A 23,761-nucleotide genomic window follows, 5' to 3' on the forward strand; every position below is an offset into this window, starting at 1 on the left:
ATCGGCCCGCAGGCGAGTCGCCGGTCCGCGCATCCGCGACCGGACTGCCGTCCTGATGCGGATCTGAGCCGTCACCGTCACATCTCCCCGAATGCGGCCAACGCTGCCTCGAACCGTTTCAGGTTTTCCGCCGTGTAGGCGGCGTAGTCGAAGTCGAGGGCGGAGTGGATCTCCGACACCATGCTCCACATCGTTTCGCGCAGCAGCGAGGCGCATTTCATCGCGGCGTAGCGGCGGCGCAGGTCGTCGGTGACCGGACGGTCGAAATAGGCCTCCAGCAGCCACTCCTCCTGGGCCGCCGACAGGCCGTTGTTGGAGGCGAGGCCGCCGAGATCGAACAGCGGCGAGTTGAAGCCGGCATAGTCCCAGTCGATCAGCCAGATGCGCGCCCCGTCGTCGATCAGGTTGCCGGGCAGCAGGTCGTTGTGGCCGAACACGATATCGACCGGGCCGACGGCCTGTTCGAGCCTCTCGGCGGTGTCCAGCAGGCCGGCGAGGCGATCGGTGTGACGGCTGCCGCCGTCGCGCAGCGTCGCGGCATAGTCGCGCACCACGTGGAACACCCAGAACATCAGCACCGGTCCGCGCAGCCGTTTCGGCACGTCGCGGTGGCAGCGCAGCACCACCGGCAGGATGCGCTCGAGCCGCGCCTGGTCGCGCACATCGGCGTCGGCGAGCGTCCGGCCCTCGATGAATTCGATCACCAGCGCGCCGGGCTCCCAGTAGACATCGCGCGGCGAGATGCCGGTTTCGGCAGCCGCGCGCGCGGCGGCGAGTTCGTTGAAGCGCATCACCTGATGCACGGGGATGTCGTCGCCGATCCTGACGACGAATGACCGGCCGGCATCCTCGACGCGGAAGTTGACATTGGTGATGCCGCCGCCAAGCGGCACCGGATCGACCGGGCCGGACCAGATCGGCAGTGCGGCGGCCCGCTGGCGTGCAAGCTCGATCATGGTGCGAGCCCCAGTCGCCTGCGCGTTCGCGCCGCTGCTGCGCAGACCAGTCGGTCGGCGATGATGGCGATGCAGGCGACGCAGAGGCCTGCAACGATGCCGCGTCCGGTGTCGGCCTTGGTCAGCGCGATGTAGACCTCCTGGCCGAGATCGCGGGTCCCGACCAGCGCGGTGATCACCACCATCGAGATCGCCAGCATGATGGTCTGGTTGATGCCGAGCAGGATTTCCGGCAGCGCGAGCGGCAGCTTGATACGTGCGAGCAGCTGGCGCGGCGTGCAGCCGGCGACGACGCCCGCCTCGACCAGCTGCGGGTCGATCCGGCGGATGCCATGGGCGGTGTAGCGGATCGCCGGGGCGAGCGCGTAGAGCACCACGGCGATCATCGCCGAGAAGTCGCCGACCCGGAACAGCATGACCACCGGGATCAGGTAAACGAAGGCCGGCAGGGTCTGCAGCGTGTCGGTGATCCCGCCGAGCAGCTGTCCGGCGCGCTCGTTCTCTGCGGCCAGGATGCCGAGCGGGATGCCGATCAGGGCGGCGATGAGCACCGACACGCCGCACAGATATACGGTGATCATCGCCTTCTCCCACTGGCCGTTGACGACGATGAACATCGAAAGTCCCAGCACGATCAGAGCCAGCCGCACGCCGCCGAGCCGAAAGCCGGCAATCGTCGCCAGCGCCACGATCCAGGCCCAGGGCAGCTCGGTGAGGAAGCGGCGGACCGGGACGAGCATGTTGACGAGGATGGCCGTCTTGATCGCCTCGAGCTCGTCGAAGAAGTTGACGTTGATGTACTGGACGATGGCCGCCCAGAAGCCGCCGGTCGAGATTTCGCCGGCCGGCGGATAGGTCTGGACGGCAGGAAAGGCCAGACCGGCGAGGCCGGTGCCAAGGATCACCAGCACGACCGTCGCGGTCCATGGATGGCGGCGCAGCGGGTTGGCCGGTTTCACGCCGTGCACCGGCGGCGACCGGTCGGCGAAGGCTTGGCTGAGCCGGTCGAGCGCGATGGCAAGCACCACGATCGCCACGCCTGCCTCGATGCCGCCGCCGATATCGAGCCGCCTGAGCGAGGTCAGCACGTCATAGCCGAGCCCGCCCGCGCCGATCATCGAGGCGATGATGACCATGTTGAGCGACAGCATGATCACCTGATTGACGCCGACCATCAGGCCCGGTCGAGCCGACGGTATCATCACCTTCCAGGTCATCTGACGCGGCGTGCAACCGGCCATCCGCCCGAAGTCGCGGATCTCGCCCGGCACCTGCGACAGCGCCAGTATCGTGACGCGCACCATCGGCGGCATGGCATAGATGATGGTGGCGATCATCGCAGCGACCGGCCCGAAGCCGAACAGGAACAGGATCGGCACGAGGTAGGCGAATACCGGCACCGTCTGCATGATGTCGAGGACCGGCGCCATCACCCTTTCGAAGCGGGGCCAGCGGTGTCCGGCGATGCCGAGCACGAGGCCGCCGGCGACGCCGAACGGCACGGCGATGACGATCGAGGACAGCGTCACCATGGCGCTTTGCCACTGGCCGAAAACGGCAAGATAGAGGAAGCAGGCGCCGACGAAGGCGGCCAGCTTCCAGTTGCTGGCGTAATGGCCCATCGCGACGACGACCGCGATCACCGCGATCCACGACAGCGGCGGCAGGATCTGCTGCGCTGCCGATCCCTGGCCGCTGAGGAAGCCGGAGGCGAGCAGGCTGGTCGCGATGGTGAGCGGAATGTCGAGCAGCCAGGAGATGCCGCGGGTGAGATCGACGAACGAGACCGGGCCGAGCCGTGCATCCTCGATCAACCAGGTCATGAAGGACGATACCCAGCCTGTCAGCGGCACGGTCCAGGCGCGCGGCCAGTCATAGGCCCAGCCGAGCCCCGCCGCTTCCGCCCAGGATTTGCCCGCGGACCAGACGAGCAGCGAGGCGAGGAAGGCCGCGGACCAGAATGCGCTGTCGATGGCAAGCCGGGCCGGCCGCGCCGCTGCTGCCGTGATCGCGGCTTCGGGCGCGCTCATTGCCGTCCCCGCGACCGGCCGACCAGCACATCGACCACTGCCTGCCGGCCGATCAGTCCGACCGGCTGCCCATCGGCCCCCAGCACGGCGAACGGCCGGTCCGCCGCCTCGACCCGGTCGGCGATATCGGCGATCCGGTCGGACGCGGCCACCGTGCCGGCGGTCGCGGCGCCCTCGCGCCATGGCTCCATGGCCGAAGCCGCCGACATGACCTTGGCGCGCGGGATGTGACGGGTGAACTCGGCCACGTAGTCGGTCGCCGGGTTCAGCACCAGTTGCTCCGGCGTGCCGGTCTGGATGATCGCGCCGTCCTTCATGATGGCGATGCGGTCGGCAAGACGGATCGCCTCGTCGAAATCGTGGGTGATGAAGACGATGGTCTTCTTCAGGCTCGCCTGCAGGCGGATGAACTCGTCCTGCATCTCGCGCCGGATCAGCGGATCGAGCGCCGAGAACGGCTCGTCGAGGAACCAAAGTTCCGGCTCCACCGCCAGCGAGCGGGCGATACCGACGCGCTGCTGCTGGCCGCCGGACAGCTCGCGCGGATAGTAGCCCTCGCGGCCCGCTAGCCCGACCAGCTCGATCACCCGACGGGCACGGGCCTCGCGGGTCGCCCGGTCGATGCCCTGCACGGCAAGCGGAAACGCAACGTTGCCGAGCACGGTCAGATGCGGCAACAGGGCGAAGTGCTGGAACACCATGCCCATGCGGTGGCGCCGGATCTCGATCATCTCCCGGTCGCTCATCCGCAACAGGTCGCGGCCATCAAACAGGATCTCGCCTGCCGTCGGCTCGATCAGCCGTGACAGGCAGCGCACCAGCGTCGACTTGCCGGAGCCCGACAGGCCCATGATCACGAAGATCTCGCCGGGTCGCACCTCCAGGTTGGCGTCGCGCACCGCGCCAACCAGGCCGGCGGCGCGGATCGCCTCGCCGTCCGGGTAGCGGCCGTCGGCCAGCAGCCGTTCGGCTCCCTGGCCGAACAGCTTCCAGACGCCGCGACAGGCGAGCTTGATGTCGGTCGATGGACGGGGGGAAGCGGTCACGGTCGCGATCACGTCACAAGGGGTCGGCAGCGGATCGATAGGCGGAGAACGGTCGCGGGCCCGGCCACGCCCGCCACCGGGTCATGGACAGGGTCATGGCATGGCCTCACCCGTCCATCCGGGACGCCCGCGGCCGGACGGGCGATGCCGTCCGGGACGTCGCGATCCACCTCGCGTCCGCCCGGCCGGTGCGAATGCCGGGCCGGTGCGAACGCCGGGCCGGGATCGGGACATCGCGGCGGGATGAGGGTGCCTCCCGACCCGGTTCGGCCTTATGGCCGCTCCGGATGACGCGAGATGGGACGGAGAGGCCTCACTGCCCGATCCACTTCTTCCAGCGGTCCTCGTTGCTGTTCATCCATTCCGACACCACATCCTCGACGCGCTTGCCCTCCAGATCGACCTTGGCGACCATCTCGCCCATCTCGTCGTTGGTAACGCGGAACGCCTCGATCGCCGCGCGGGCACCCGGCCACTTGTCCTTCAGGCCGGCCCAGGCGACCTTCCAGATCGGTCCGCGTGGCTTGCCGCAGTCATAGGCCATGTCGGGATTCGAGCCCCAGGACGGATCCTCGTAGCAGGCGGGCTCATAGGGCGGAAATTCGACCCACTCGCCCTCGTACTTGATCGGCGCCCAGTGCGGCGCGTAGACCCACAGCAGGATCGGCGCCTTGCGCTGATAGGCGGATTCCAGTTCCGCGAACAACGCCGCGTCGGTGCCTGCATGGATCACCTCGAAGGGCAGGTCGAGCGCCTCGACCCGCTCGTCGTCGAAGCCGCCCCAGGTCACCGGCCCGCCGAGATAGCGGCCCTTCGGCGCCGTCTCGGGGGTGGCGAAGGCCTCCGCGCAGCCCTTCAGCGCCTCCCAGTCGGGCAGGCCGGGGCACTGCTCCTTCATGTAGAGCGGGTACCACCACTCCTCGATCGCCAGCATGCCGGTCTCGCCGAGGTTCTCGACACGCCCGGAACCGACGGCCTCGTCCAGCGCCTCGCGACCGGTGGTCTCCCAGATTTCCATGGCCACGTGCAGGTCGCCCGACTTCAGGCCCGCGAACTGGGCAAGATAGTCGGCCTGCACGTACTCGATGTTGTAGCCGGCCTGCTTGAGCACTTCGCCCATGATCTGCGTGGTGATCAGCTGGCCGGTCCAGTCGTGCAGCGTCAGCTTGATCGGATCGGTCGATTCCGGCGCTGCCGCGGCCGGCAGACCGCAGGAAGCGAAGAGGGCGAGCGCGCTCGCGGCGGTCAGCGCCAGGCGCGGCAGGCCCGTTGCGGTCTTGATCATGTCGCTCACCTCCCCTGGTTGTCGCGAGCGTCGATACTGTTCCCCGAAAGCCGATGGGCGGCTCTCGCGCAGGATGATCCGGCGATGTTGGCCCCAACGTCAACAAGAAACTGTCGCAATCTGTTGGTTTGTGATGGAATGAATTCCAAACATGAGGGATTCTGTGGTAATGGCACGCTGGCGGGCGTGCCCGTCACGTCGGCGCAGGGGAGAACGCCAACCATGCATCGGTCCCGCCGGCAGAGCGAGATCCTGCGTCTCGTGCAGCTTTCGGGCGCCTGTACCATCGGCGAACTGGCCGAGCGGCTCGCGGTGTCCGACGAGACCATCCGCCGCACCGTCAAGCCGCTGGTCTCGCAGGGACTGCTGGCCAAGGTTCACGGCGGCATCACGCTTCCCGATGCGTTGCGCGAGCCGCCCTTCCAGAAGCGGATGCTGGAGCGCGCGGAGGCCAAGCGGCTGATTGCCGAGACGGTCGCCGCCGGGGTCGCGAACGGCGACACGGTGATGCTCGACTGCGGCTCGACCACGGCCTTCGTCGCGCGGGCGCTGAGCGGTCATTCCGGGCTGACGGTGATCACCAACTCCGCCGAAATCGCCCGCACGCTTGCGACCAACGCCTCGAACCGGGTGTTCATGGCCGGCGGCGAACTGAGATCGGACGATACGGCGGCGCTCGGCCCGGAGGCGCTCGCCTTCGTTCGGCAGTTCCGTGTGCGCCATGCGATCCTGTCGATTGGCGCGATGGGCCTCGACGGATCGCTGATGGTCTACCATCTGGCGGAAGCCGAATTCTCCCGTGCAGTGATCGACCAGGCCGAGCAGGTGACGGTGGCGGCCGACGCCGCCAAGTTCGGGCGGCCGAGCCTGGTCAGGATCTGCGGTCCCGAGCGGATCGATGCGCTCGTCACCGATCGCGCGCCGCCTCCGGAGCTCGAGGCTGCCCTGACCGCCGCCGGCGTGCGCATCGAGATCGCCCGGGCGCGCCGCTTCGCCTCCTGAGGCCGCAGACCCGCTGGACATCGCCGGAAAACGCTGTAATGCCCACCCCGGCGCAGATTGCGGAGCAAGGCGTATGGGCGATCGGCAGGTGAGCACCCGCGGCGACTATCGCCATTTCAGCGAGATTGCCACGCGCTGGATGGACAACGACGTCTATGGACACGTCAACAACGTCGTCTACTACTCGTTCTTCGACACGGCGGTGAACGGTTACCTGATCGGATCGGGCGCACTCGACATCCACGCCGGCGCGACCATCGGCCTCGTGGTCGAGACCCAGTGCCGCTATCACGCCCCGATCGCCTTTCCGGACCTGGTGACCTGCGGCATCCGCGTCGCCCGCATCGGCACGTCCTCCGTGCGCTACGAGATTGGCATCTTCCGCGGCGACGAGGAGACGGCAGCAGCCGAGGGCCACTTCGTCCACGTCTATGTCGACCGCGCCACCCGCCGCCCGGCCCCGCTGCCGCCCGCCCTGCGCACTGCGCTCGAGGCGATCGCGGTTGCGTGAGGCCGGCCGCCGCTACCCGTGGACCGCATCGCGGATCTCGATCGGCGCGGCGCCCGACATGCCTTCGCCGACATGCCTTTGAACGCTGTCCTGGTCAGCGCCGCCACGGTCGGGCCGCACCGGGGACCGAAGAACGAGCCGCGGGCCGGGTGCGCCGCTGCTGCGTCATGCTCCTCCAGCCTGCGGGTCCAGGCGGCGCCCAAGCGGGATCACCTCGACGCCGTTCAGCATCGCGACCGGACGTTTGCGCCATGGCTGCAGGCTGGCTCTGACGGGAGGATTTGGTACAGCTGCCCCGGCTCGAACGGGGGACCTCCTGATCCACAATCAGGCGCTCTAACCAACTGAGCTACAGCTGCCCAAGACGTGGGCCACACTTACGGTCTGTCCGGCCATTTTGCAAGGCCGGCGCGACGGGCGAAACCTTCCGAGGCGAGGGGTGGGCCTGGTCCATACGCACGAAGCCCGGCCGAGAGGCCGGGCTTCGCATCGGGGGGGCAGCCTTCGTGTCCTGCGCGGCTTCAGAAGGCGGCCTTCCAGTGGTTCATCGCCTTGGCGATGCCGTCCTTGAACGGCTTGGTCGACTCGCTCTGCACCCTGCTGGCGAGCGCCTGGAACTCCTTGGCCTGCTCGGTCAGCGCATCGAACTGCTTGCGGGCGAACTCCGACTGGATCTCGATCGCTTCGGCCAGCGACTTCACGCCGATCATCTTCTCGACGAAGTCGAAGCCGGCGTTGAACTGCGCCTTGGCGACACCCAGCGCCTTGGCCTGGAAGTCGTTGGTGCCCTTGTTGATCGAGGCGAAGGTATCCTCGAGCGCGTCGGTCGCGTCCTCGGCCAGCGACTTGTAGCTGTCATAGGCCTCCTTGGCCTTCATTACGTTCTTTTCGGCCATCTCGCGGAAGGCGGCCGGCACTTCAAGCGTGCCGAAGTTCGGAAAGGCGGCGGTGGCGGCACCAGCGGTCTTCGCGGTCGCCTCCGCGGCGGTCTTCGGAGCGGTCTTTTCCTTGGCGGCGGTCATGGTCATGGTCCTTCAGGCTCAAGCCGGCGGTCGGACCGCCGGCGCAGAATGGCAACTGCGGCGCATCAGCCTCCACAGACGGAGTGCGCGCCAATGATGATGATCCGGAATATAGGCAGTGCTCTTGTGCATTGCAACAGAAAATACTGCATTGCACAAAAATCCGCCCGCAACGCCGGTCTGCGCCGATCCGCAACGCGCCCGACCCGCCCGACCCGCCCCGGCGTCGCGGCAGGTCGTGTCCAGGCCGGTCAATCGCCTCTGGCCTTACCTGCCTTTCCCGCGGCCGCAGCGCCGGCCGACGAAAGCTTGCGGGCCTGTTCCGCCAGGACGGCCATCTGCCGCTCGACGAAATCGGTCTGGACCCTGAGCATCTCCTCGACGTTGCGCGCCTGTACCAGCCGTTGGGCGAACTCGAAGCTCGCCGCCATGTTCTCCTCGGCGAAGCGGATGGCCTCCTCGCCGAGCGTCCGGACATTGCGCTGGGCGGTCTGGGCCGAGGTCTCGAGGCTGTCGACCGCCTGATGAGCGGCGCCGAGGAATTCCTCGAAGGCCTTGCGCGCATGATCGACGCTCTTCTCGGCGAACTCGCGCATCGCGTCGGGGATGTCGAACTTGGCGGTCATTGCGGCCTCCTTCCGTTTCGGGATGTCGATCTGGTCTTAACCAAGCTGGCGCCCGGCGCGTTGCCTGCAGTCGTGCTGCTGGACGGCCCTCGGGCAGGACGACTATAACACCGCATTGTGACGGGTTCTCCGGCTCCGGCGGCGCCGGTTGTGATCCCGGTCCAATCGGATAGCCCCATCCCGGACGCTGGACCGGGGAGTGTGCCACCCTTGCGGGACAGACCGGACACCACGCTGACATGACCGGCCGTCACGACCTTCCCTCGCTGTTGCGGTTGCCGGCGGTCGCCGAGGCAGTGCTCGGCGTCGCGCCCGCCTGGCTGTGGGACGTCGAGGCCGGCAGGGTCGTGACGGCAAGTGCCGTGGGTGCCGCCTTCTTCGAGGCTCGGGACCCCGCCGCCCTGGCGATGCGCAGCTTCGACATGGGCCGGCCGGGGATGACGCAGCTCGCGCGCCTGCCCGGCCAGCTTCCCGCAGACGGCACGCCGCGCATGGCGATGCTGCGCTTTTTCGTCAGGCTGCGCGACGTCAGCGTTGCCGGACGCTGCCGGCTCGTCGATCCGAACCGGCGCAATCTCGTCCTGGTGCTTGCGATCGGGCTTGCTCCCGACCGCCGCCCCCTGGCGGAGAGGGCGGCGACCGTGTTCGGCGCGCTCGCCCTGCCGGTGCTCCTGCGTGGCTCGCAGGGCGAGATCTACCGCAACCCGGCGGCTGCCGCCGCCGAGCTGTCCACCGATGCGCCGGCTGCCGTCCGGCTCGCGCTGCCCGAAGGATCGCTCGAACTCGTCCTCGGTGCCGTCGCGGACGAGGTGGCTGATGTTGACGCGCACGAGGCGGTCGCGACGGTCGGATCATCTGCACCGCCGCCTGCCGCGACGGGCGGATCCGGCGGCGAGGGCACAGCGCCCGAATCCGGTACCGACGTCTCGCCCGGCCCGTCCGGCTCCGACCCGGTATCGCCCGTCCGGCCGCCGGCGGCGGCGCCCGGCCAGCGTCGGCTTCCCGAGACCCGTCGTTTCACCTTCCTGCTCGATGCGGATGGTCGCTTCGTCGAGATCGGCGCCGGATTCGCCGGGATCGTCGGACCGCGTGCCGCCGCCGTCGCCGGCCGGCGCTGGCCGGACGTTGCCGCGCAGCACGGGCTCGATCCCGACGGACGCATCGCCGCGGCGCTCGCCAGCCGCGACACCTGGAGCGACATCCTGGTCGACTGGCCGACCGATTACGGGGATGCCGTGCGGCTGCGGCTGTCGGCCCTGCCCCGCTATGGCGAGGGCCGCGCCTTCGCCGGTTTCCGCGGCTTCGCCGACGCCCTGGCCATCCTGCCGCCCGCCACCCAGCCCGGCGCCGGATCTGCCCCGATCGATCCCGTTCCCGCGACGCCCGCACCCGCCGCGCCCGATGTCTCCGACGCGACGGATGCGCCGCCCGAGGGTCTGAACGCTGCGCAGCAGCCCGATGGTGGCGACGTGGGCGCCGGTGATGTGGTCTTCGCAGAGCCGGAGGACCTTCAGCCGGTCGCGGCGGGGGCCCCTGCCGGACAGACGCCGCGGATCGTCCGGCTCAAGCCGATACCGGCTGCGGCAGAGGCAGGGGAGGGGGCCGGACTGAACGAGCGCGAACGCAATGCGTTTCGCGCCATTGCCCGTGCGCTCGGCGCCCGCCTGCCGGAAGAGGATGCGCCGCAGGCTGCAACCGACGCTGCGACGCCTGCGGATGCGCCTGACGGGGAGCCGACCGCGGCAGCGGCTGGCGCGGCGACACCGCATGCCGAGTCCGGCCGGTCGGAGTCCGGCGCTGCCGACCTGGCGGACACCGCGTCGCAGGTGGCCGCAACCCCGGATGACGGGCCTCAGGGCGACGGTGCCAACCTGGCGTCCGCACCCGACGCCGTCGGCGAAGACGCAACCGCGCAGGCCTCACCGCCGAGCGCCTGCTCGCGCCAGGCGATGGCCGAGCCCGGCGATGCGGCCGCCCCGGCAGCCGCGCCGGATGCCTCGTCGCCGGCTGCGTCCGAAGCGGCTGCGTCCGAGTCCGCCGCTGCCGGCCAGGAGGCCACCATCCCCCCGGCGGCCGTACCGGCATGGATCGGCGAGGTCCTCGACCGCGTCCCGCTCGGCCTTGCGGTCGTTCGCGACGCCCGCATCCTGTTCGCCAACCGGGCGTTTCTCGAACTGTTCGCGTTCGACGATCTCGCCGATCTCGAGGCGGCGGGCGGCCTTGCCGGTCTGCTCGAGGGACGCGCGCCGACCGAGGATGACGAGCACGCCCACGTCGTCGCGCGCCGCCGCGACGGAACGCTGATGCCGGTCGCCATGCATCTGGCGCGCACACCCTGGGCCGGCGGCCCTGCGATGCTGCTCAGCGCCCGCCTGCCAGAGCCTGCGCCGACATCGGCCGTGCCATTGCCGCAGACACCCACCCCGCGCGAGGCACCGGTCGACACCGAGCTTGCCGATCTGCGCGCCGTCGTGGCGATGGCCGTCGACGGCGTTCTGGTGCTGGGCCCCGATGGCGCGATCGTCTCCGCCAATCCGGGCGCCCGGCGCCTGCTCGCCGGGCTCGACGGCGAATTGCTCGGCCGCCCCTTCGTCGATTGCGTGGCGCCGGGCTCGCGCTCGCACGCCATCGACCTGATCGAGGGGCTGAAGGCCGGCGGCGTGCCCAGCGTGCTGGCCGAGGGCCGCGAGATCCGGTTGATCGCCGGCGACGGCGAGGGAACGCCGGTGCATATGAAGGTCGGCCGGATCGGGACCGGTCAGCCGGCCCGGTTCTGCGCCGTGCTGCGCGATCTGACCGATCGCAAGGCCGCCGAGGAGGCCCTGGTCGAAGCCCGCAGGCGCGCCGAGGAGGCCAGCGCGCAGAAATCGGACTTCCTCGCCAAGATCAGCCATGAGATCCGCACGCCGCTCAACGGCATCATCGGCTTCTCCGAGGTGATGGGCGAGGAGCGCTTCGGTCCGCTCGGCAACGAGCGCTACCGCGAGTACGTCAGGGACATCCGCGCCAGCGGCGAGCATATCATGAGCCTGGTCAACGACCTGCTCGACCTCTCGAAGGTGGAGGCAGGCAAGCTTGACCTCGCCTTCGCCGGTGTCCGGCTCAACGATCTTGTCGAGCAGACCGTGGCGATCGTCGGGCCGCAGGCGAACCGCGCGCAGATCATCGTCCGCACCAGCCTGGCGCCGAACCTGCCGCCGGTCGTCGCCGACGCCCGCAGCATCCGGCAGGTCGTGCTCAACCTGCTGTCGAACGCGATCAAGTTCACCCTTCCCGGTGGTCAGGTGTTCGTCTCGACCGTGCATGACGAGACCGGCGAGGTGGTCCTGCGCGTCCGCGACACCGGCATCGGCATGTCGGAGACCGAGATCACCGCGGCCATGGAGCCGTTCCGCCAGCTTGCGGTGGCAGGCAGCGACCGCGAGCGCGGCACCGGTCTCGGCCTGCCGCTGTCGAAGGCGCTGACCGAAGCCAACCGGGCCAGCTTCGCGATCACCAGCCGGCCCGGCGAGGGCACGATGATCGAGATCCGGTTTCCGCAGAACCGCGTCCTGTCGGAATGAAATGCTTCGAGCGATACGGCACGGGCTGGCGGCAAGGCCTTAGAATTATTCCATTTGTAATGCTGACTTTGATTGTCGGATAATATTGACTCGTCCCGAGCACTCCGGCAAATGTCGCTTCCGGAGCGGAGAACCGCTCTCTTGCCCTTGATGGCAGGGCCTTGACCCCTGTCGATTGGAGGAAGTCATGATCCTTAGTCTCGCCCGGCCGCTGGCGGCCGCCGTCCTGTCGCTATCCGGTATTCTCGCCAGCGGCATGCTGGCGCCGGCCCGATCGGCCGAGGTCAACGTCTACACCACCCGCGAGCCCGGACTGATCCAGCCGATCCTCGATGCCTTCACCGCCGAGACCGGAACCAAGGTGAACGTGCTGTTCGGCAAGGACGAACTCGTCGAGCGCATCCAGGCCGAGGGTGCCAACAGCCCGGCCGACCTGCTGATCACGGTGGACATCAGCGCGCTGCAGAGGGCCAAGGATCTCGGCATCACCCAGCCGATCGTCTCGGATGTCGTCGCGGCGAACATCCCGTCCCAGTACCGCGACCCCGACGGTCACTGGCTCGGCCTGTCGCAGCGGGCGCGGATCGTCTATGCCTCCAGGGACCGGGTCGAACAGGACGAGATCACCTACGAGGAGCTCGCCGATCCGAAGTGGAAGGGCCGGATCTGCATCCGCTCGGGGCAGCACCCCTACAATATCGCGCTGTTCGCCTCGATGATCGCCCATCACGGCGAGGCCGAGACGAAGGCCTGGCTCGAGGGGCTGCGCGACAATCTCGCCCGCAATCCGGGCGGCAACGACCGCGCCGGAGCGAAGTCGATCTTCGCCGGCGAATGCGATCTGGCGATCGGCAATACCTACTATGTCGGGCTGATGCAGACCAATGAGAGCGAGCCGGAGCAGAAGGACTGGGCGAAGGCGATCAAGGTCCTGTTCCCCAACGCGGCCGACCGCGGCACTCACGTCAACATCTCCGGCGTGGTGATGGCGAGGAACGCGCCGAACCGCGACGCCGCCCTGGCGCTGATCGAGTTCATGACCTCCGACAAGGCGCAGTATCTCCTGGCCGAGGCGAACTTCGAGTATCCGCTGAAGCCTGGTGTCAAGGCATCGGAGATCGTTCGGTCGTGGGGCGAGCTCAAGGCCGACACGCTGCCGCTGACCGAAGTGGCAGCCAGGCGTGCCCGCGCCAGCGAGCTCGTCGACGAGGTGAACTTCGACGGCGGCCCGAAGAGCTGACCGTCACCGGCAGGTCCGTGCCGGGCGGGCATTGCGCCGCGCGGCACGGCGGAGGAGAAGCGATGTCTGTCAACTGTGCCTGGCGTACGCGCATCAGCCTCGACCGCAAGCCCGAGCGGCTGGTGATTCTCGGCATGCGCGGCTGGATCGCCGGATACGAGACCGGCGACATTTCCTGTTGGGAGGCGGTCTGGAACGACCATGCCCGCGAGGTCGGGCCGCTGGCGGCCAAGCGGATCGTGTCCGAGCTGTCCGGCTGGGTGCGGATCATGCGCAGCGAGGGATGCCGGGGGGTGGCCTGCTACCCCCGACCCTGCCGCTTCATGTGCCGCGACGAATGTCTGGCGCTGCGGATGATCGCCAGCTGCCAGAACGGCTTGCGCGCCGTCGCCGAGGAAAGCGGGCGTCAGCTCGTCGAGATCGACCGGGTCGACGAGTTCCTCGCCGCAGCGGATGCCTACGCGGCGGAGCTGTCCGGCGCGGGGCTCGACCTGATCCCGATCCCCTCCGAGGTGATCGCGATGGCGCCGCGTGATCCGTCCGGCCGCTCCGTCAACTGAGCGGATGCGGCTGCGGCGAGGCGGGGGCGCGGCGATCCGCCATCACCGCGCCGCCGCGGCCGGGGCCCTGCTGGTCGCCGGCGTCGCCATTGCGCCGATCGTGGCGCTGGTGGCGATCGCCCTGAGCGGCGACGCTGCCGTCTGGACGCATCTGCTGGCGACCGTGCTGCCGCCGTCGCTGAAGGCGACGGCGCTGCTCATGCTCGGCGTCGGACTGGCCACCGCAGTGGTCGGCATCGCCACGGCCTGGCTGGTTGCGATGTATCGCTTTCCGGGCCGCGGCATGCTCGAATGGATGCTGCTGCTGCCGCTGGCCGTGCCGACCTACGTCGTCGCCTACTGCTATGTCGAACTGCTCGACCATGTCGGTCCGGTCCAGAGCGGCATCCGCAGCCTGTTCGGCTTCTCCTCGATCCGCGACTACTGGTTCCCCGACATCCGCTCGCTGGGTGGCGCCGTGTTCGTCATGAGCGCGGTGCTCTATCCCTATGTCTACCTGACCGTGCGCGCCACCTTCCTGATGCAGTCGGTCTGCGTTCTCGACGTCGGCCGCACCCTCGGCGCCGGTCCGGCGCGGTGCTTCCGCGAAGTGGCGCTGCCGCTTGCGCGACCGGCCGCCGTGGTCGGGGTGACGCTGGCGCTGATGGAATGTCTCAACGACATCGGCGCCGTCCAGTATCTCGGCGTGCGCACGCTGACGCTGTCGGTCTATGCCACCTGGGTCAATCGCGGCGATCTCGCCGGCGCCGCCCAGCTTGCCTGCGCGATGCTGCTCGCGGTGCTGCTGCTGATCTGGCTGGAACGGCGCGGCCGCGGCCTGCAGCGCTTCCACAATACTGCCCGCCGCCAGCAACCCCTGCCCGACCATCCGCTGCGCGGCTGGCGCGCCATCGCCGCCGTCGCCGTCTGCGCGGTGCCGGTGCTGGCCGGCTTCGTGTTCCCGGCGAGCTATCTCCTGTCCGCTGCGATCCGCCGCGGCGCCTCCGATTTCGGTCCGGCCTATTTCTCGCTGGTCACCAACAGCCTGACGCTTTCGCTCGCCGCAGCGCTCGCCGCGGTCGTGGCCGCCCTGGTCCTCGTCTATGCGGCGCGCCTGACGGGCTCGCGGCTGGTTCGCGCCGCCGGCCGCATCGCCGCGATCGGCTACGCGGTGCCGGGAACGGTGCTGGCGATCGGCATCGTGATACCGCTCGCAGCCCTCGACAACGCGGTCGATGGGCTCGCGCGCCAGTGGTTCGGGCTGTCGACTGGCCTGCTGCTGACGGGCAGCATCGCGGCCCTCGTCTATGCCTATGTCGTCCGCTTCCTCGCCGTCTCCCACGGCACGGTAGAGGCCGGCCTCGAGCGCATCACGCCCTCCATCGACATGGCGGCGCGTTCGCTCGGCAGATCGCCCGGCCGGGTGCTGCGCGAGATCCATCTGCCGCTCGTCAGACCGGCGGCGACGACGGCGGCGCTGCTGGTCTTCGTCGATTCGATGAAGGAGCTGCCTGCGACAATCCTGCTCAGGCCGTTCAACTTCGAAACTCTGGCGACCCATGTCTACACCTATGCGTCGATGCAGATGGTCGAGCAGGGCGCGCTCGCCGCGCTGACCATTGTCGCCGCGGGGCTCCTGCCGGTGGCGCTGCTGGCGCGTAGCGCGCGACAGTCCAGACCCGGTGCCGGCACCGCCGCCCGCGCAACGCTGCCGTCGATCTAGCGGCCGCGTCGCACCTGCGCCTTGCCGACGTGCCGCGACTTGCCACAATGGGCGGCGAATCGGGTCGGCGCGCAGCGGTGCGACCGGCGTTGCGATCGGGGGAAACCCTTCGGGGGTCTGCGATGCGCGAGAAGGAACTGCGCCTCGCGCTGGTCCTGTACGGCGGCGTCTCGCTGGCCGTCTACATGTTCGGCGTGTGCCACGAGGTCAGCAAGCTCGTCCGGGCGTCCAAGCTGCTGCACGGGACGCCGCGGTCCGACCGCGGACGGGCCGGCGCGCCCGGCAGGCTGCCGGATGGCGCCGATACCGAGCCGATCTATGTCGATCTGCTGCACCGCCTGTCGGCGCAGACGGAACTGAGGGTCGTTGTCGACGTGATCGCCGGCGCCTCGGCGGGCGGCATCAACGGTGTCTTCCTGGCACGGGCGCTCGCCCACGATCTGCCGCTGGCGCCGCTGCGCGACATGTGGCTGGAGAAGGCCGACATTACCCGGCTGATCGAGGAGGATGCGCTCGCCGGACGCTGGAGCAAGAGGTTCCTGACACCGTTCCTCGGCCGCATCCTGAAGATGGCTCCGGACCTTGCCGAGGATCCCGAGACCCGCGCCAAGCTCGATCTGTTCGTCCGCTCGCGCTGGTTCCAGCCGCCCTTCTCCGGACCGCGATTCTCCGGCTGGATGCTTGAGGCGGCCGAGGCGATGGGCACGCCCGAGCCGGGCGCCTCGCTGCTGCCGGATGATCATGCGCTCGACCTGTTCGTCTCGGTCACCGACTATCACGGCCATCCGCGCACCATTCCGCTTGACGATCCGCCCCTCGCCGTGGAGCTCGAGCACCAGCTGACCCTCGCCTTCCGCTATCTGAGGCACGGCGGCGGTGACGCGGAGACCGAGTTCGACGACCGCGCCCTGCCGGGTCTCGTTTTCGCGGCGCGCGCCACCTCGTCCTTTCCCGGCGCGTTTCCGCCGGCGACGCTGACCGAGATCGAGCAGGTGCTCGCCGGCCACGGATCGGCCTGGCCCGACCGGGAGCGGTTCATCCGCGACAAGCTCGGCGTGATCCTGAGGGACGGCCGCGATCCGCTGACCACGCCCTTCGTCGACGGCGCGGTCGTGACCAACAAGCCGTTCGCGGCGGCGGTGTCGGCTCTGATGGGCAGACCCGCCAACCGCGAGGTTGTCCGCCGCATCGTCTTCGTCGACCCGAACCCGGATGTCGAGCTTGCCGAGGATGAACCATTGCCCGGGTTCTTCCGGGCGATCTTCACCTCGCTCGCGCAGATTCCGCGCAACGAGCCGATCCACCAGGAACTCGAGCGCCTCGCCGCGCTCAACAGCCAGGTCTCGGTGATCTCCGAAGTCGTCGAGGCGGCGCGTCCGCGGATCCGGTCGCTGGTCGAGAACATTCTCGCGGAGGAGGACGAAACCGCGCCGGATGCGCGCACCTTCGCCCGCTGGCGCGACCTTGCCAACGAGGCTGCGGCGACGGATGCCGGCTTCGCCTTCGAGAGCTATCTGCGCCTGAAGATCCTGACCGTCGCCCGCCGCCTGCGTTCGATCGCCGAGACGATGACGGACACGAGTCTTGCCGGGCTCGGGCACGCCATTGCCCGGCCACTCCTCGAGACGCCGCGCGGGGCGGAGGGCCGGGTGTCGGCCGAGGCGGTCGCCTTCCTGCGCGCCTTCGATGTCGATTTCCGTATCCGAAGGCTGCGCTTCATCATCCGCCACCTCAACGATCTCTACCATGCCGATCGACCGGAGGCGCATGTCGAGCCGCTCGACGAGACCCGTCTCGACGAGCTGAAGTCCGAGCTCTATGCGCTGCTCGACTCGGTGCGGCGGCGGCTGCGCGACCTGCCCGGCGAGGCGGATCTGGTCGACGCCGTCCGACAGCTCGCCGACCCGGCGCAGGCCGCCGATGCGCGGCAGGCCGCCATCGCGCGTATCGGCGAACGTCTCGCGCTGAAGCGGGACGACGACAGGCTCGACGAGATCTTCTCGGTGATGGTGCTCAACAGCCTGCCATTGTGGGCCCGCCACGAGCTGATCATCGCCTATATCGGCTTCCCGTTCTTCGACGTGCTGACCCTGCCGATGACCCAGTGGCAGGATCTCGACGAGCTCGACATCATCCGCGTGTTCCGGATCAGTCCCTCCGATGCGCGCGCCATCCGCGCCGGCACCGCGATGGACAAGCTGAAGGGTGTGCGGCTGCGCCGCTTCGGTGCCTTCTTCAACCGCGCCTGGCGCGAGAACGACTATCTGTGGGGCCGTCTGGTTGCTGCCGACCGGCTGGTCGACGTCGTCATGACCGCGGCCGCGGAGGCCGCGGCCGGCATCGACCGGCTGTCCGTCAAGAAGGCGCTGTTCGAGGCGATCCTGGCGGCGGAGGGGCCGCATCTGACCGCCGATCCGCATCTCGTGCCGCGGCTGCTCGAGGAGGTGGCCGCCATCCGCGCCCCGGCATTCGGACGCTAGGGCGGTTCGTCGTTCTCAAGACCCGATGATCCACCCGACCTCCCCGCGTCGGCGCGAGTTCCGACGCAGAAGCGGTTCTCGCCTCGCCGGGAGTGGGCCTGGCGACGATCGGGTCGTCGAACCTAGGACTTCAGTGCCTCGATGTCGCGGAAATGCTCGAGAGCCTCCGGGTTGGCCAGCGCCTCCTTGTTCTTCACCTCGCGGCCATGCACGACGTCGCGCACCGCAAGCTCGGTGATCTTGCCGGACTTGGTGCGGGGAATGTCGGGCACCGGGACGATGCGCGCGGGCACGTGACGCGGACTCGCGCCCTCGCGAATCTGCTTCTTGATTCGTGCGACAAGCGCTTCGTCGAAGACCACCCCCTCGGCCAGCCGCACGAACAGCACGACGCGCACGTCGTCGTCCCAGCTCTGGCCGATGGCGAGAGCCTCCAGGATCTCCGGCATCTGCTCGACCTGGGCGTAGATCTCCGCAGTGCCGATCCGCACGCCACCCGGATTGAGCGTCGCATCCGAGCGGCCGTGGATGATCATTCCGCCGTGCTCGGTCCATTCGGCGAAATCGCCGTGGCACCACACATTGTCGAAGCGTTCGAAATAGGCCGACCGGTATTTCGCGCCATCCGGATCGTTCCAGAATTGCACGGGCATCGACGGGAATGCCCGGGTGCAGACCAGCTCGCCCTTGACGCCGGCCGGACAGCTCCTGCCATCGTCGTCCCAGACATCCACCGCCATGCCGAGCCCGGGGCCCTGGATCTCGCCGCGCCAGACCGGCGACAGCGGGTTGCCGATGACGAAGCAGGCGGCGATGTCGGTGCCGCCGGAGATCGAGGCCAGATGCACGTCCGGCTTGATCGCCTCGTAGACGTAATCGAAGCTTTCGGCGGCCAGCGGCGACCCGGTCGAGGTCATCAGCCGGACGCTCGACAGGTCGTGCGAGTCGCGTGGCCTGAGGCCTGCCTTCTTGACCGCATCGATGAACTTCGCCGAGGTGCCGAACAGCGTCATCCTCTCCTCGGCGGCGTAGTCGAAGATCACGTTTGCATCCGGATGGAACGGCGAACCGTCGTAGAGCAGCAGCGTCGCGCCCGAGCCGAGCCCCGATACCAGCCAGTTCCACATCATCCAGCCGAGCGTGGTGAAGTAGAAGATCCGGTCGCCGGGCCGGACATCGCAGTGCAGCTGATGCTCCTTCAGATGCTGGATCAGCATGCCGCCGGCCGAATGGACGATGCATTTCGGGACACCTGTCGTGCCGCTCGAGAACAGGATGTAGAGCGGCTGGGCGAAGGGCAGCCGGACATAGCTGACCGGCCCGGCGGCGTAAGCCTCGATCGCCGCGGCCAGCGTCATGCCCGTCGCGACCTTCGCCGCCGCGGCCTCCGCCTCGCCCAGATACGGCACCACGATCACCGCCGCCAGCGTCGGCAGCCGGGCTGCGACCGCCGCGACCTTGTCGGAAATGTCGATCCGCTTGCCGGCATACCAGTATCCGTCGCAGGCGATCAGCAGCTTCGGCTCGATCTGTCCGAACCGGTCGAGAATGCCGCGCTCGCCGAAATCCGGTGAACAGGACGACCAGATCGCCCCCAGCGAGGTGGCGGCCAGCATGGCGGCGATCGCTTCGGGCATGTTGGGCATGATCGCCGCGACCCGGTCGCCGACGCCGACGCCGTGCGCGGCGAAGGCCTGCTGCAGGCGCGAGACCAGCGCATTCAGCTCGGCCCAGCTCATCCTGCGGCGTACCTTGTCCTCGCCGCGGAAGATCAGCGCCTCGCCGTCGTCGGCGCGACGCAGCAGGTTCTCGGCGAAGTTCAGCCGTGCGTCGGGAAAGAACCCGGCGCCCGGCATGCGGTCGCCGTCGACGAGGATGCGCTCGCCCTTGTCGCCGATGACGCCGCAGAAATCCCAGACGGCGGACCAGAACGCCTCTCGCTCGTCGATGGAGTACGCATGCAGCGCCCGGTACCCGCCTTCCCGCAGCCGGCCGCCGGGATCGACGCGCTCGCGGAACCGCGTCATGTTGGCCTGGGCGACGAGTTGCGGCGACGGGGTCCACAGCGGCGTTCCGGACATGGGGCCTCCTCAGCGTGCGGGGAGCGGGACAGTGCGGCCGTGCAGTCTCGACCGTGCCGTCTATTGCCACAGTGGACCGGCCGTCGCCAGCCCGGCGGGCAGGTGCCTCCAAATGGGGAGTAGCCTTGGGATCGCGACCGTCGGGCTGTATTGTGCGCCGGTGCCGTCCGGAGGAAACGCGGGCCGGAGGAAACGCGGGCCGGAGGAAGCGCAGGAACGAGCGCCGGAGCGAGCTGAGGTGACACGGCGGAAGTCTTTCCAATGAAGCGGCTGGCCTATGTCCTCGCGGCGGGGCTGCTGGCGGTCGCGCTCGTGACTGTGATTGCCCGCGCGGCGATCACCACCGAGGCCGTCCGCCACGCTGCCATCCGCCATATCGAGGCGCTGACCGGGCTGGAGACCGAGGTGCACGGCGAGACCCGCCTGTCGCTGTTCCCGCGGCTCGGCTTCCGCATCGGCGATGTCGAGCTCGAGCGGTCCGCGGGCCGCCGCAAGAATGTCGTCGCCGAGGTCGAAGCCGTCCGGGGCGAGATCGCGTTGCTGCCGCTGCTGACCGGCCATGTCATCCTCGACGAGCTGACGCTGGTGCGGCCGCAGGTGGTGATCGGCACCGAAGCCGGCGGCGCGCCGGACTGGGTGCCCGATGGCGGTGCGCTCGGCGACCTGTGGGCCGGGCGGCAGCCCGCTCCGGACAGGGAGGGCACGAGGATCGGCGCCATCCGCATCGAGGATGGTGCCATCGAACATGTCGACGAGCGCACCGGCAGGACGGTCCGCCTCACCGCCGTCAACGGCAGCATCGTCTGGCCGGCGCTGAATGCCCCGTTCAAGATGGCCGCCTCCCTCATCTGGAACGGCGAGATCGTCTCGGTCGCGCTCGAGGCCGCCACGCCGCTGGACTACCTGACCGGCGGCAGCACACGCGTGCGGTTGGCGCTCGAGTCCGGTCTGCTGCGTGCCGGCCTCGATGGCCGCGCCGGCACCGGAACCGAGGCCGACTTCGATGGGTCGGTGGCGCTGTCGAGTTCCTCGGTGCGCGCAGCCCTGCGCTGGCTGGGCCATGCCGGCGCCGGGCTTCCGGTGCCCGCCGAGCTGTCGGCTACGGCAAAGCTGCGGCTGGTTGGGCGCGCCGCCTCCCTGTCGGAGCTCGCGCTGACGCTCGACGGCAGTGTCGCCGAAGGCGGGATGCGACTCCAGCTGGGCGATGATGGGCGACCGGATGTGCAGGGCACGCTGGCCTTCGACGTGCTCGATCTCGACCGCTTTCGACCGCCGGCCAGACCGGACTCGGCGCCCGGAACGCCAGGTTGGCTCGACCAGCCGATCACCATTGCGGATCTCGACCAGGTATCCGCCGACATGCGCATCTCGGCCCGCACGGTCCATCTCGGGGCGATCGAATTCGGCGAGCTGGCCGGAACCGTTTCCGTCCGTTCCGGGGCGATCAACATCGGTATCGGCGATGTCGCGCTGTTCGCAGGTCGGGGGCTCGGTTCGCTGACGCTGGCACCGGCGCCCGAGGGAATATCCTTCAGGCTTTCGGCGAAACTCGAGCGCACCGAGATGTCCCGGCTGCTCGGCCAGACGCTGGGCATCAGGCGGATCGACGGTATCGGCAATCTCACCGCAACCCTCAGCGGCGCGGGCGCCACGCCCTCGCAGATCGTTTCGACCCTGTCGGGCGAGGGTCGCATCGCCATCACCGGGGGTGCGCTGGCGGGCGTCGATGTGGCGAGCCTTGCCGAGACGTTGCGGACGGGCAGGGTGGAGGGCTGGCCCGCCAATCCGGCCGCAAGCACCCGCTTCGACACGCTGGCAGCCACCTTCCGCGTCGCGCAGGGCACGGCCTCGACGGCAAACTTCAGCCTGATCGGCCCCGGTCTGGACGTGTCCGCCGAAGCCGAGGTCCGCCTGTTGCCGGCCTCGATCGCAGGCCATGGGCTCGCCGAACTTGGGGGTGCGGACTCGGAGCAAGGCCTGACGGTTCCCTTCGTCATCGAAGGTCCCGTGGGGCGGCCGAGCATCTATCCCGATCCGCTTTGGCTGCTCGAGCGGGCGGCGGTGAGCGAGGAGCTGCTGCGCGACTTCAAGCGCGATCTCGAACAGAAGCCGCCGGAGCTGGTCGTCCAGGAGATCCTCGGTCATGCCCTCGACCGAGGCCCGGCGCCACGGCTACGCCAGCCAGTGGTCAACGCCCCGCAGCAATAGCGGGCCGCGGCTGGATGGGGCGCGGGCACGGCCGGCCGCTTCGTCGCGGGGCCGCGGCTCGTGTATCCTTCCGGGCATGATTCGCGCGCGGCGGGGGCCGGCGCCGGCTCGGGGAGTGGCCATGGTGGTGCTGCGTCTTTGCGAGGCCGTGACCGCCGCCTGCCTGTCGCGTCGCCTCCTGCATCGCTGCCGCGCGCTCGCCTTGGCAGTCGCGGCCGGCGCGGGCGCCCTGCCCGTCGCAGCCGCCGACTGGGGGCTGGCCGTGTTCCTGATCGCAGAACGCACCACCGACCGGGCATCCCAAGCGAGCTATGCGCCGGGCGATCGGGCCCGCACCCGGCTCGCGGTGGAAAACCGCGGCGCTGTGGGGCTGTCGGATATCCGCATCGAGATCGAATTCGTCGGCGCCGTGCCCGTGCTCTCGGCGATGCGGGAGGCGGCCGACTGGACGGCCGAGGCCGACCGGCTGCGGACGGTCATTGCGACGCTCGACCCGGGGCAGTCGGTCGAGTTCCCGGTGGTCGTCGAACTCGCCGACGGAACCGAGCGCGGTGCGCGCGGGACCGGCGGCGAGGCGCGCATTCGCGTGACGGTCCCGGCCTCGGGGGAGACCGTGGTGACGCAGGCGCGCTGGCCGATCGTCGGCTGCGCGCGCGCCTATCACGATGCGCTGCGGCTGGTCCGGCTTTCCGAATTCGCCGATCTGCGTGCGGCGGTCGAGGCGTCGCTGACCCCCGACACCGACCTGCCCGGCAGGCTGATCTTCGTGCGGGCCCCGGCCGATTCGACCGCGCCGGCGAAGTTCGCCGGCCAGATCGCGAGAACCCGCGGCGTCGATGGCTTCTTCACCACCGAGGATGCCAGATGGGTCGCGGGGCGGGTGATCCGCGACATCGATGCCTATCTCGGCCAGGATCTCTACCCCGGCCTGTGCACGGGGGTTGTACAATGGACCGCGGCGATGGAGGCGCAGGTCGATCGCTTTGCCCGGCGGGCCGCCCAGACCCGCGCGCTGCTGGACGCGTTTCTGCCGGCCGTCTCCGACACCGCTGCATCCATCGGCGGCGGGCTTGCCGCTGAAATCGGCGGCGAAATCGGCGGCGAGGGCTCGGGGCCCGGCCGTCACGACGCCGAGCTGCTGGCGGCCGAGCTGCTGGCGGCGCTCGGCACCCGGACGGACGGGCTATCCGGCGCAGGCGTCTTCGCCGCCGCGCAGGGCTGGATCGGCTCCGGCAGCCATGGTCTGGGCGAGGCAGAGCGCCGCGCGGTCGACGCCGCCTTCGCGATGCTCGAGCGACAGTGGTATCTGGAGATGGCGGCAACCCGGGCCGACGCCGTTGCGGATGGCTTCGCCCGGACGCTCGAGGCGATCCGCGCCGCACATGGTGCGACCTGTACCTGCCGCCGCTGAACCGCGCGGCCGCGGCATTTACCGTTGCGGTTAACGAT

At 69.3% G+C, this 23,761-nt stretch carries 16 protein-coding genes and 1 tRNA gene; 9 read left to right on the forward strand and 8 right to left on the reverse strand.

The window, feature by feature from the left end:
• Nucleotides 1–77: 77 nt before the first annotated feature.
• The 4 genes from EDC22_RS07210 to EDC22_RS07225 form a co-directional block, all read right to left on the reverse strand.
• Entirely contained in the window at nucleotides 78–956 is an 879-nt protein-coding gene (locus EDC22_RS07210; protein ID WP_132805933.1) for a choline/ethanolamine kinase family protein, read from the reverse strand.
• Nucleotides 953–2,986, reverse strand: coding sequence for an ABC transporter permease (locus EDC22_RS07215; RefSeq protein ID WP_132805934.1), 2,034 nt, complete (start codon nucleotides 2,984–2,986; stop codon nucleotides 953–955). Before EDC22_RS07215 ends, EDC22_RS07210 begins: the two co-directional genes overlap by 4 nt.
• Nucleotides 2,983–4,032 (reverse strand): quaternary amine ABC transporter ATP-binding protein, encoded by a 1,050-nt coding sequence (locus EDC22_RS07220; RefSeq protein WP_165926821.1) that lies wholly within the window; start codon nucleotides 4,030–4,032, stop codon nucleotides 2,983–2,985. Before EDC22_RS07220 ends, EDC22_RS07215 begins: the two co-directional genes overlap by 4 nt.
• A 313-nt stretch (nucleotides 4,033–4,345) precedes the next feature.
• On the reverse strand, nucleotides 4,346–5,317 hold the full coding sequence (locus EDC22_RS07225; RefSeq protein ID WP_132805936.1) for an ABC transporter substrate-binding protein: 972 nt from the start codon (nucleotides 5,315–5,317) through the stop codon (nucleotides 4,346–4,348).
• A 222-nt stretch (nucleotides 5,318–5,539) separates the two neighbouring features.
• Here EDC22_RS07225 and EDC22_RS07230 point away from each other — a divergent pair, with 222 nt between their 5' ends.
• Both EDC22_RS07230 and EDC22_RS07235 read left to right on the forward strand, forming a co-directional pair.
• Nucleotides 5,540–6,319: a DeoR/GlpR family DNA-binding transcription regulator gene (locus EDC22_RS07230; RefSeq protein ID WP_132805937.1), complete on the forward strand. Its 780-nt coding sequence runs from the start codon at nucleotides 5,540–5,542 to the stop codon at nucleotides 6,317–6,319.
• 73 nt (nucleotides 6,320–6,392) lie between these two features.
• A complete protein-coding gene (locus EDC22_RS07235) occupies nucleotides 6,393–6,830 on the forward strand; it encodes an acyl-CoA thioesterase (protein ID WP_132805938.1) in 438 nt (145 codons plus the stop codon).
• A 282-nt stretch (nucleotides 6,831–7,112) separates the two neighbouring features.
• Here EDC22_RS07235 and EDC22_RS07240 read toward each other — a convergent pair.
• The 3 genes from EDC22_RS07240 to EDC22_RS07250 form a co-directional block, all read right to left on the reverse strand.
• Nucleotides 7,113–7,189, reverse strand: a tRNA-His gene (locus EDC22_RS07240).
• A 162-nt stretch (nucleotides 7,190–7,351) separates the two neighbouring features.
• Entirely contained in the window at nucleotides 7,352–7,852 is a 501-nt protein-coding gene (locus tag EDC22_RS07245; protein WP_207903725.1) for a phasin, read from the reverse strand.
• A 251-nt stretch (nucleotides 7,853–8,103) separates the two neighbouring features.
• On the reverse strand, nucleotides 8,104–8,478 hold the full coding sequence (locus EDC22_RS07250) for a phasin family protein (protein WP_132805940.1): 375 nt from the start codon (nucleotides 8,476–8,478) through the stop codon (nucleotides 8,104–8,106).
• A gap of 239 nt (nucleotides 8,479–8,717) precedes the next feature.
• Here EDC22_RS07250 and EDC22_RS07255 point away from each other — a divergent pair, with 239 nt between their 5' ends.
• From EDC22_RS07255 to EDC22_RS07275, 5 genes are all read left to right on the forward strand, one after another.
• Nucleotides 8,718–12,041, forward strand: coding sequence for an ATP-binding protein (locus EDC22_RS07255; RefSeq protein WP_132805941.1), 3,324 nt, complete (start codon nucleotides 8,718–8,720; stop codon nucleotides 12,039–12,041).
• 187 nt (nucleotides 12,042–12,228) lie between these two features.
• Nucleotides 12,229–13,281, forward strand: a complete 1,053-nt coding sequence (locus tag EDC22_RS07260) for a Fe(3+) ABC transporter substrate-binding protein (protein ID WP_132805942.1) — start codon at nucleotides 12,229–12,231, stop codon at nucleotides 13,279–13,281.
• A 62-nt stretch (nucleotides 13,282–13,343) separates the two neighbouring features.
• The gene (locus tag EDC22_RS07265) at nucleotides 13,344–13,841 is read left to right on the forward strand and encodes a hypothetical protein (protein WP_132805943.1); all 498 of its coding nucleotides are present in this window, start codon (nucleotides 13,344–13,346) and stop codon (nucleotides 13,839–13,841) included.
• Nucleotides 13,842–13,845: 4 nt separating this feature from the next.
• Entirely contained in the window at nucleotides 13,846–15,543 is a 1,698-nt protein-coding gene (locus EDC22_RS07270; protein ID WP_132805944.1) for an ABC transporter permease, read from the forward strand.
• A gap of 122 nt (nucleotides 15,544–15,665) precedes the next feature.
• The gene (locus tag EDC22_RS07275; RefSeq protein WP_165926822.1) at nucleotides 15,666–18,023 is read left to right on the forward strand and encodes a patatin-like protein; all 2,358 of its coding nucleotides are present in this window, start codon (nucleotides 15,666–15,668) and stop codon (nucleotides 18,021–18,023) included.
• Between the two features lie 122 nt (nucleotides 18,024–18,145).
• Here EDC22_RS07275 and EDC22_RS07280 read toward each other — a convergent pair whose 3' ends face one another.
• On the reverse strand, nucleotides 18,146–20,104 hold the full coding sequence (locus EDC22_RS07280; protein WP_132805946.1) for an acetoacetate--CoA ligase: 1,959 nt from the start codon (nucleotides 20,102–20,104) through the stop codon (nucleotides 18,146–18,148).
• A 261-nt stretch (nucleotides 20,105–20,365) separates the two neighbouring features.
• Here EDC22_RS07280 and EDC22_RS07285 point away from each other — a divergent pair, with 261 nt between their 5' ends.
• Entirely contained in the window at nucleotides 20,366–22,312 is a 1,947-nt protein-coding gene (locus tag EDC22_RS07285) for an AsmA family protein (protein ID WP_132805947.1), read from the forward strand.
• Between the two features lie 121 nt (nucleotides 22,313–22,433).
• Entirely contained in the window at nucleotides 22,434–23,723 is a 1,290-nt protein-coding gene (locus EDC22_RS07290; protein ID WP_132805948.1) for a hypothetical protein, read from the forward strand.
• Nucleotides 23,724–23,761 lie beyond the last annotated feature (38 nt).

The organism is Tepidamorphus gemmatus, from assembly GCF_004346195.1.
GTDB lineage: Bacteria > Pseudomonadota > Alphaproteobacteria > Rhizobiales > Tepidamorphaceae > Tepidamorphus > Tepidamorphus gemmatus.

Bases quoted from the DNA above. Each gene is read 5' to 3' on its own strand.
- EDC22_RS07290 (WP_132805948.1), top strand. From the start codon at position 22,434: ATGGTGGTGCTGCGTCTTTGCGAGGCCGTGACCGCCGCCTGCCTGTCG.
- EDC22_RS07235 (WP_132805938.1), top strand. From the start codon at position 6,393: ATGGGCGATCGGCAGGTGAGCACCCGCGGCGACTATCGCCATTTCAGC.
- EDC22_RS07285 (WP_132805947.1), top strand. From the start codon at position 20,366: ATGAAGCGGCTGGCCTATGTCCTCGCGGCGGGGCTGCTGGCGGTCGCG.
- EDC22_RS07270 (WP_132805944.1), top strand. From the start codon at position 13,846: ATGCGGCTGCGGCGAGGCGGGGGCGCGGCGATCCGCCATCACCGCGCC.
- EDC22_RS07250 (WP_132805940.1), bottom strand. From the start codon at position 8,478: ATGACCGCCAAGTTCGACATCCCCGACGCGATGCGCGAGTTCGCCGAG.
- EDC22_RS07255 (WP_132805941.1), top strand. From the start codon at position 8,718: ATGACCGGCCGTCACGACCTTCCCTCGCTGTTGCGGTTGCCGGCGGTC.
- EDC22_RS07265 (WP_132805943.1), top strand. From the start codon at position 13,344: ATGTCTGTCAACTGTGCCTGGCGTACGCGCATCAGCCTCGACCGCAAG.
- EDC22_RS07225 (WP_132805936.1), bottom strand. From the start codon at position 5,317: ATGATCAAGACCGCAACGGGCCTGCCGCGCCTGGCGCTGACCGCCGCG.
- EDC22_RS07230 (WP_132805937.1), top strand. From the start codon at position 5,540: ATGCATCGGTCCCGCCGGCAGAGCGAGATCCTGCGTCTCGTGCAGCTT.
- EDC22_RS07280 (WP_132805946.1), bottom strand. From the start codon at position 20,104: ATGTCCGGAACGCCGCTGTGGACCCCGTCGCCGCAACTCGTCGCCCAG.
- EDC22_RS07210 (WP_132805933.1), bottom strand. From the start codon at position 956: ATGATCGAGCTTGCACGCCAGCGGGCCGCCGCACTGCCGATCTGGTCC.
- EDC22_RS07275 (WP_165926822.1), top strand. From the start codon at position 15,666: ATGCGCGAGAAGGAACTGCGCCTCGCGCTGGTCCTGTACGGCGGCGTC.
- EDC22_RS07215 (WP_132805934.1), bottom strand. From the start codon at position 2,986: ATGAGCGCGCCCGAAGCCGCGATCACGGCAGCAGCGGCGCGGCCGGCC.
- EDC22_RS07245 (WP_207903725.1), bottom strand. From the start codon at position 7,852: ATGACCGCCGCCAAGGAAAAGACCGCTCCGAAGACCGCCGCGGAGGCG.
- EDC22_RS07260 (WP_132805942.1), top strand. From the start codon at position 12,229: ATGATCCTTAGTCTCGCCCGGCCGCTGGCGGCCGCCGTCCTGTCGCTA.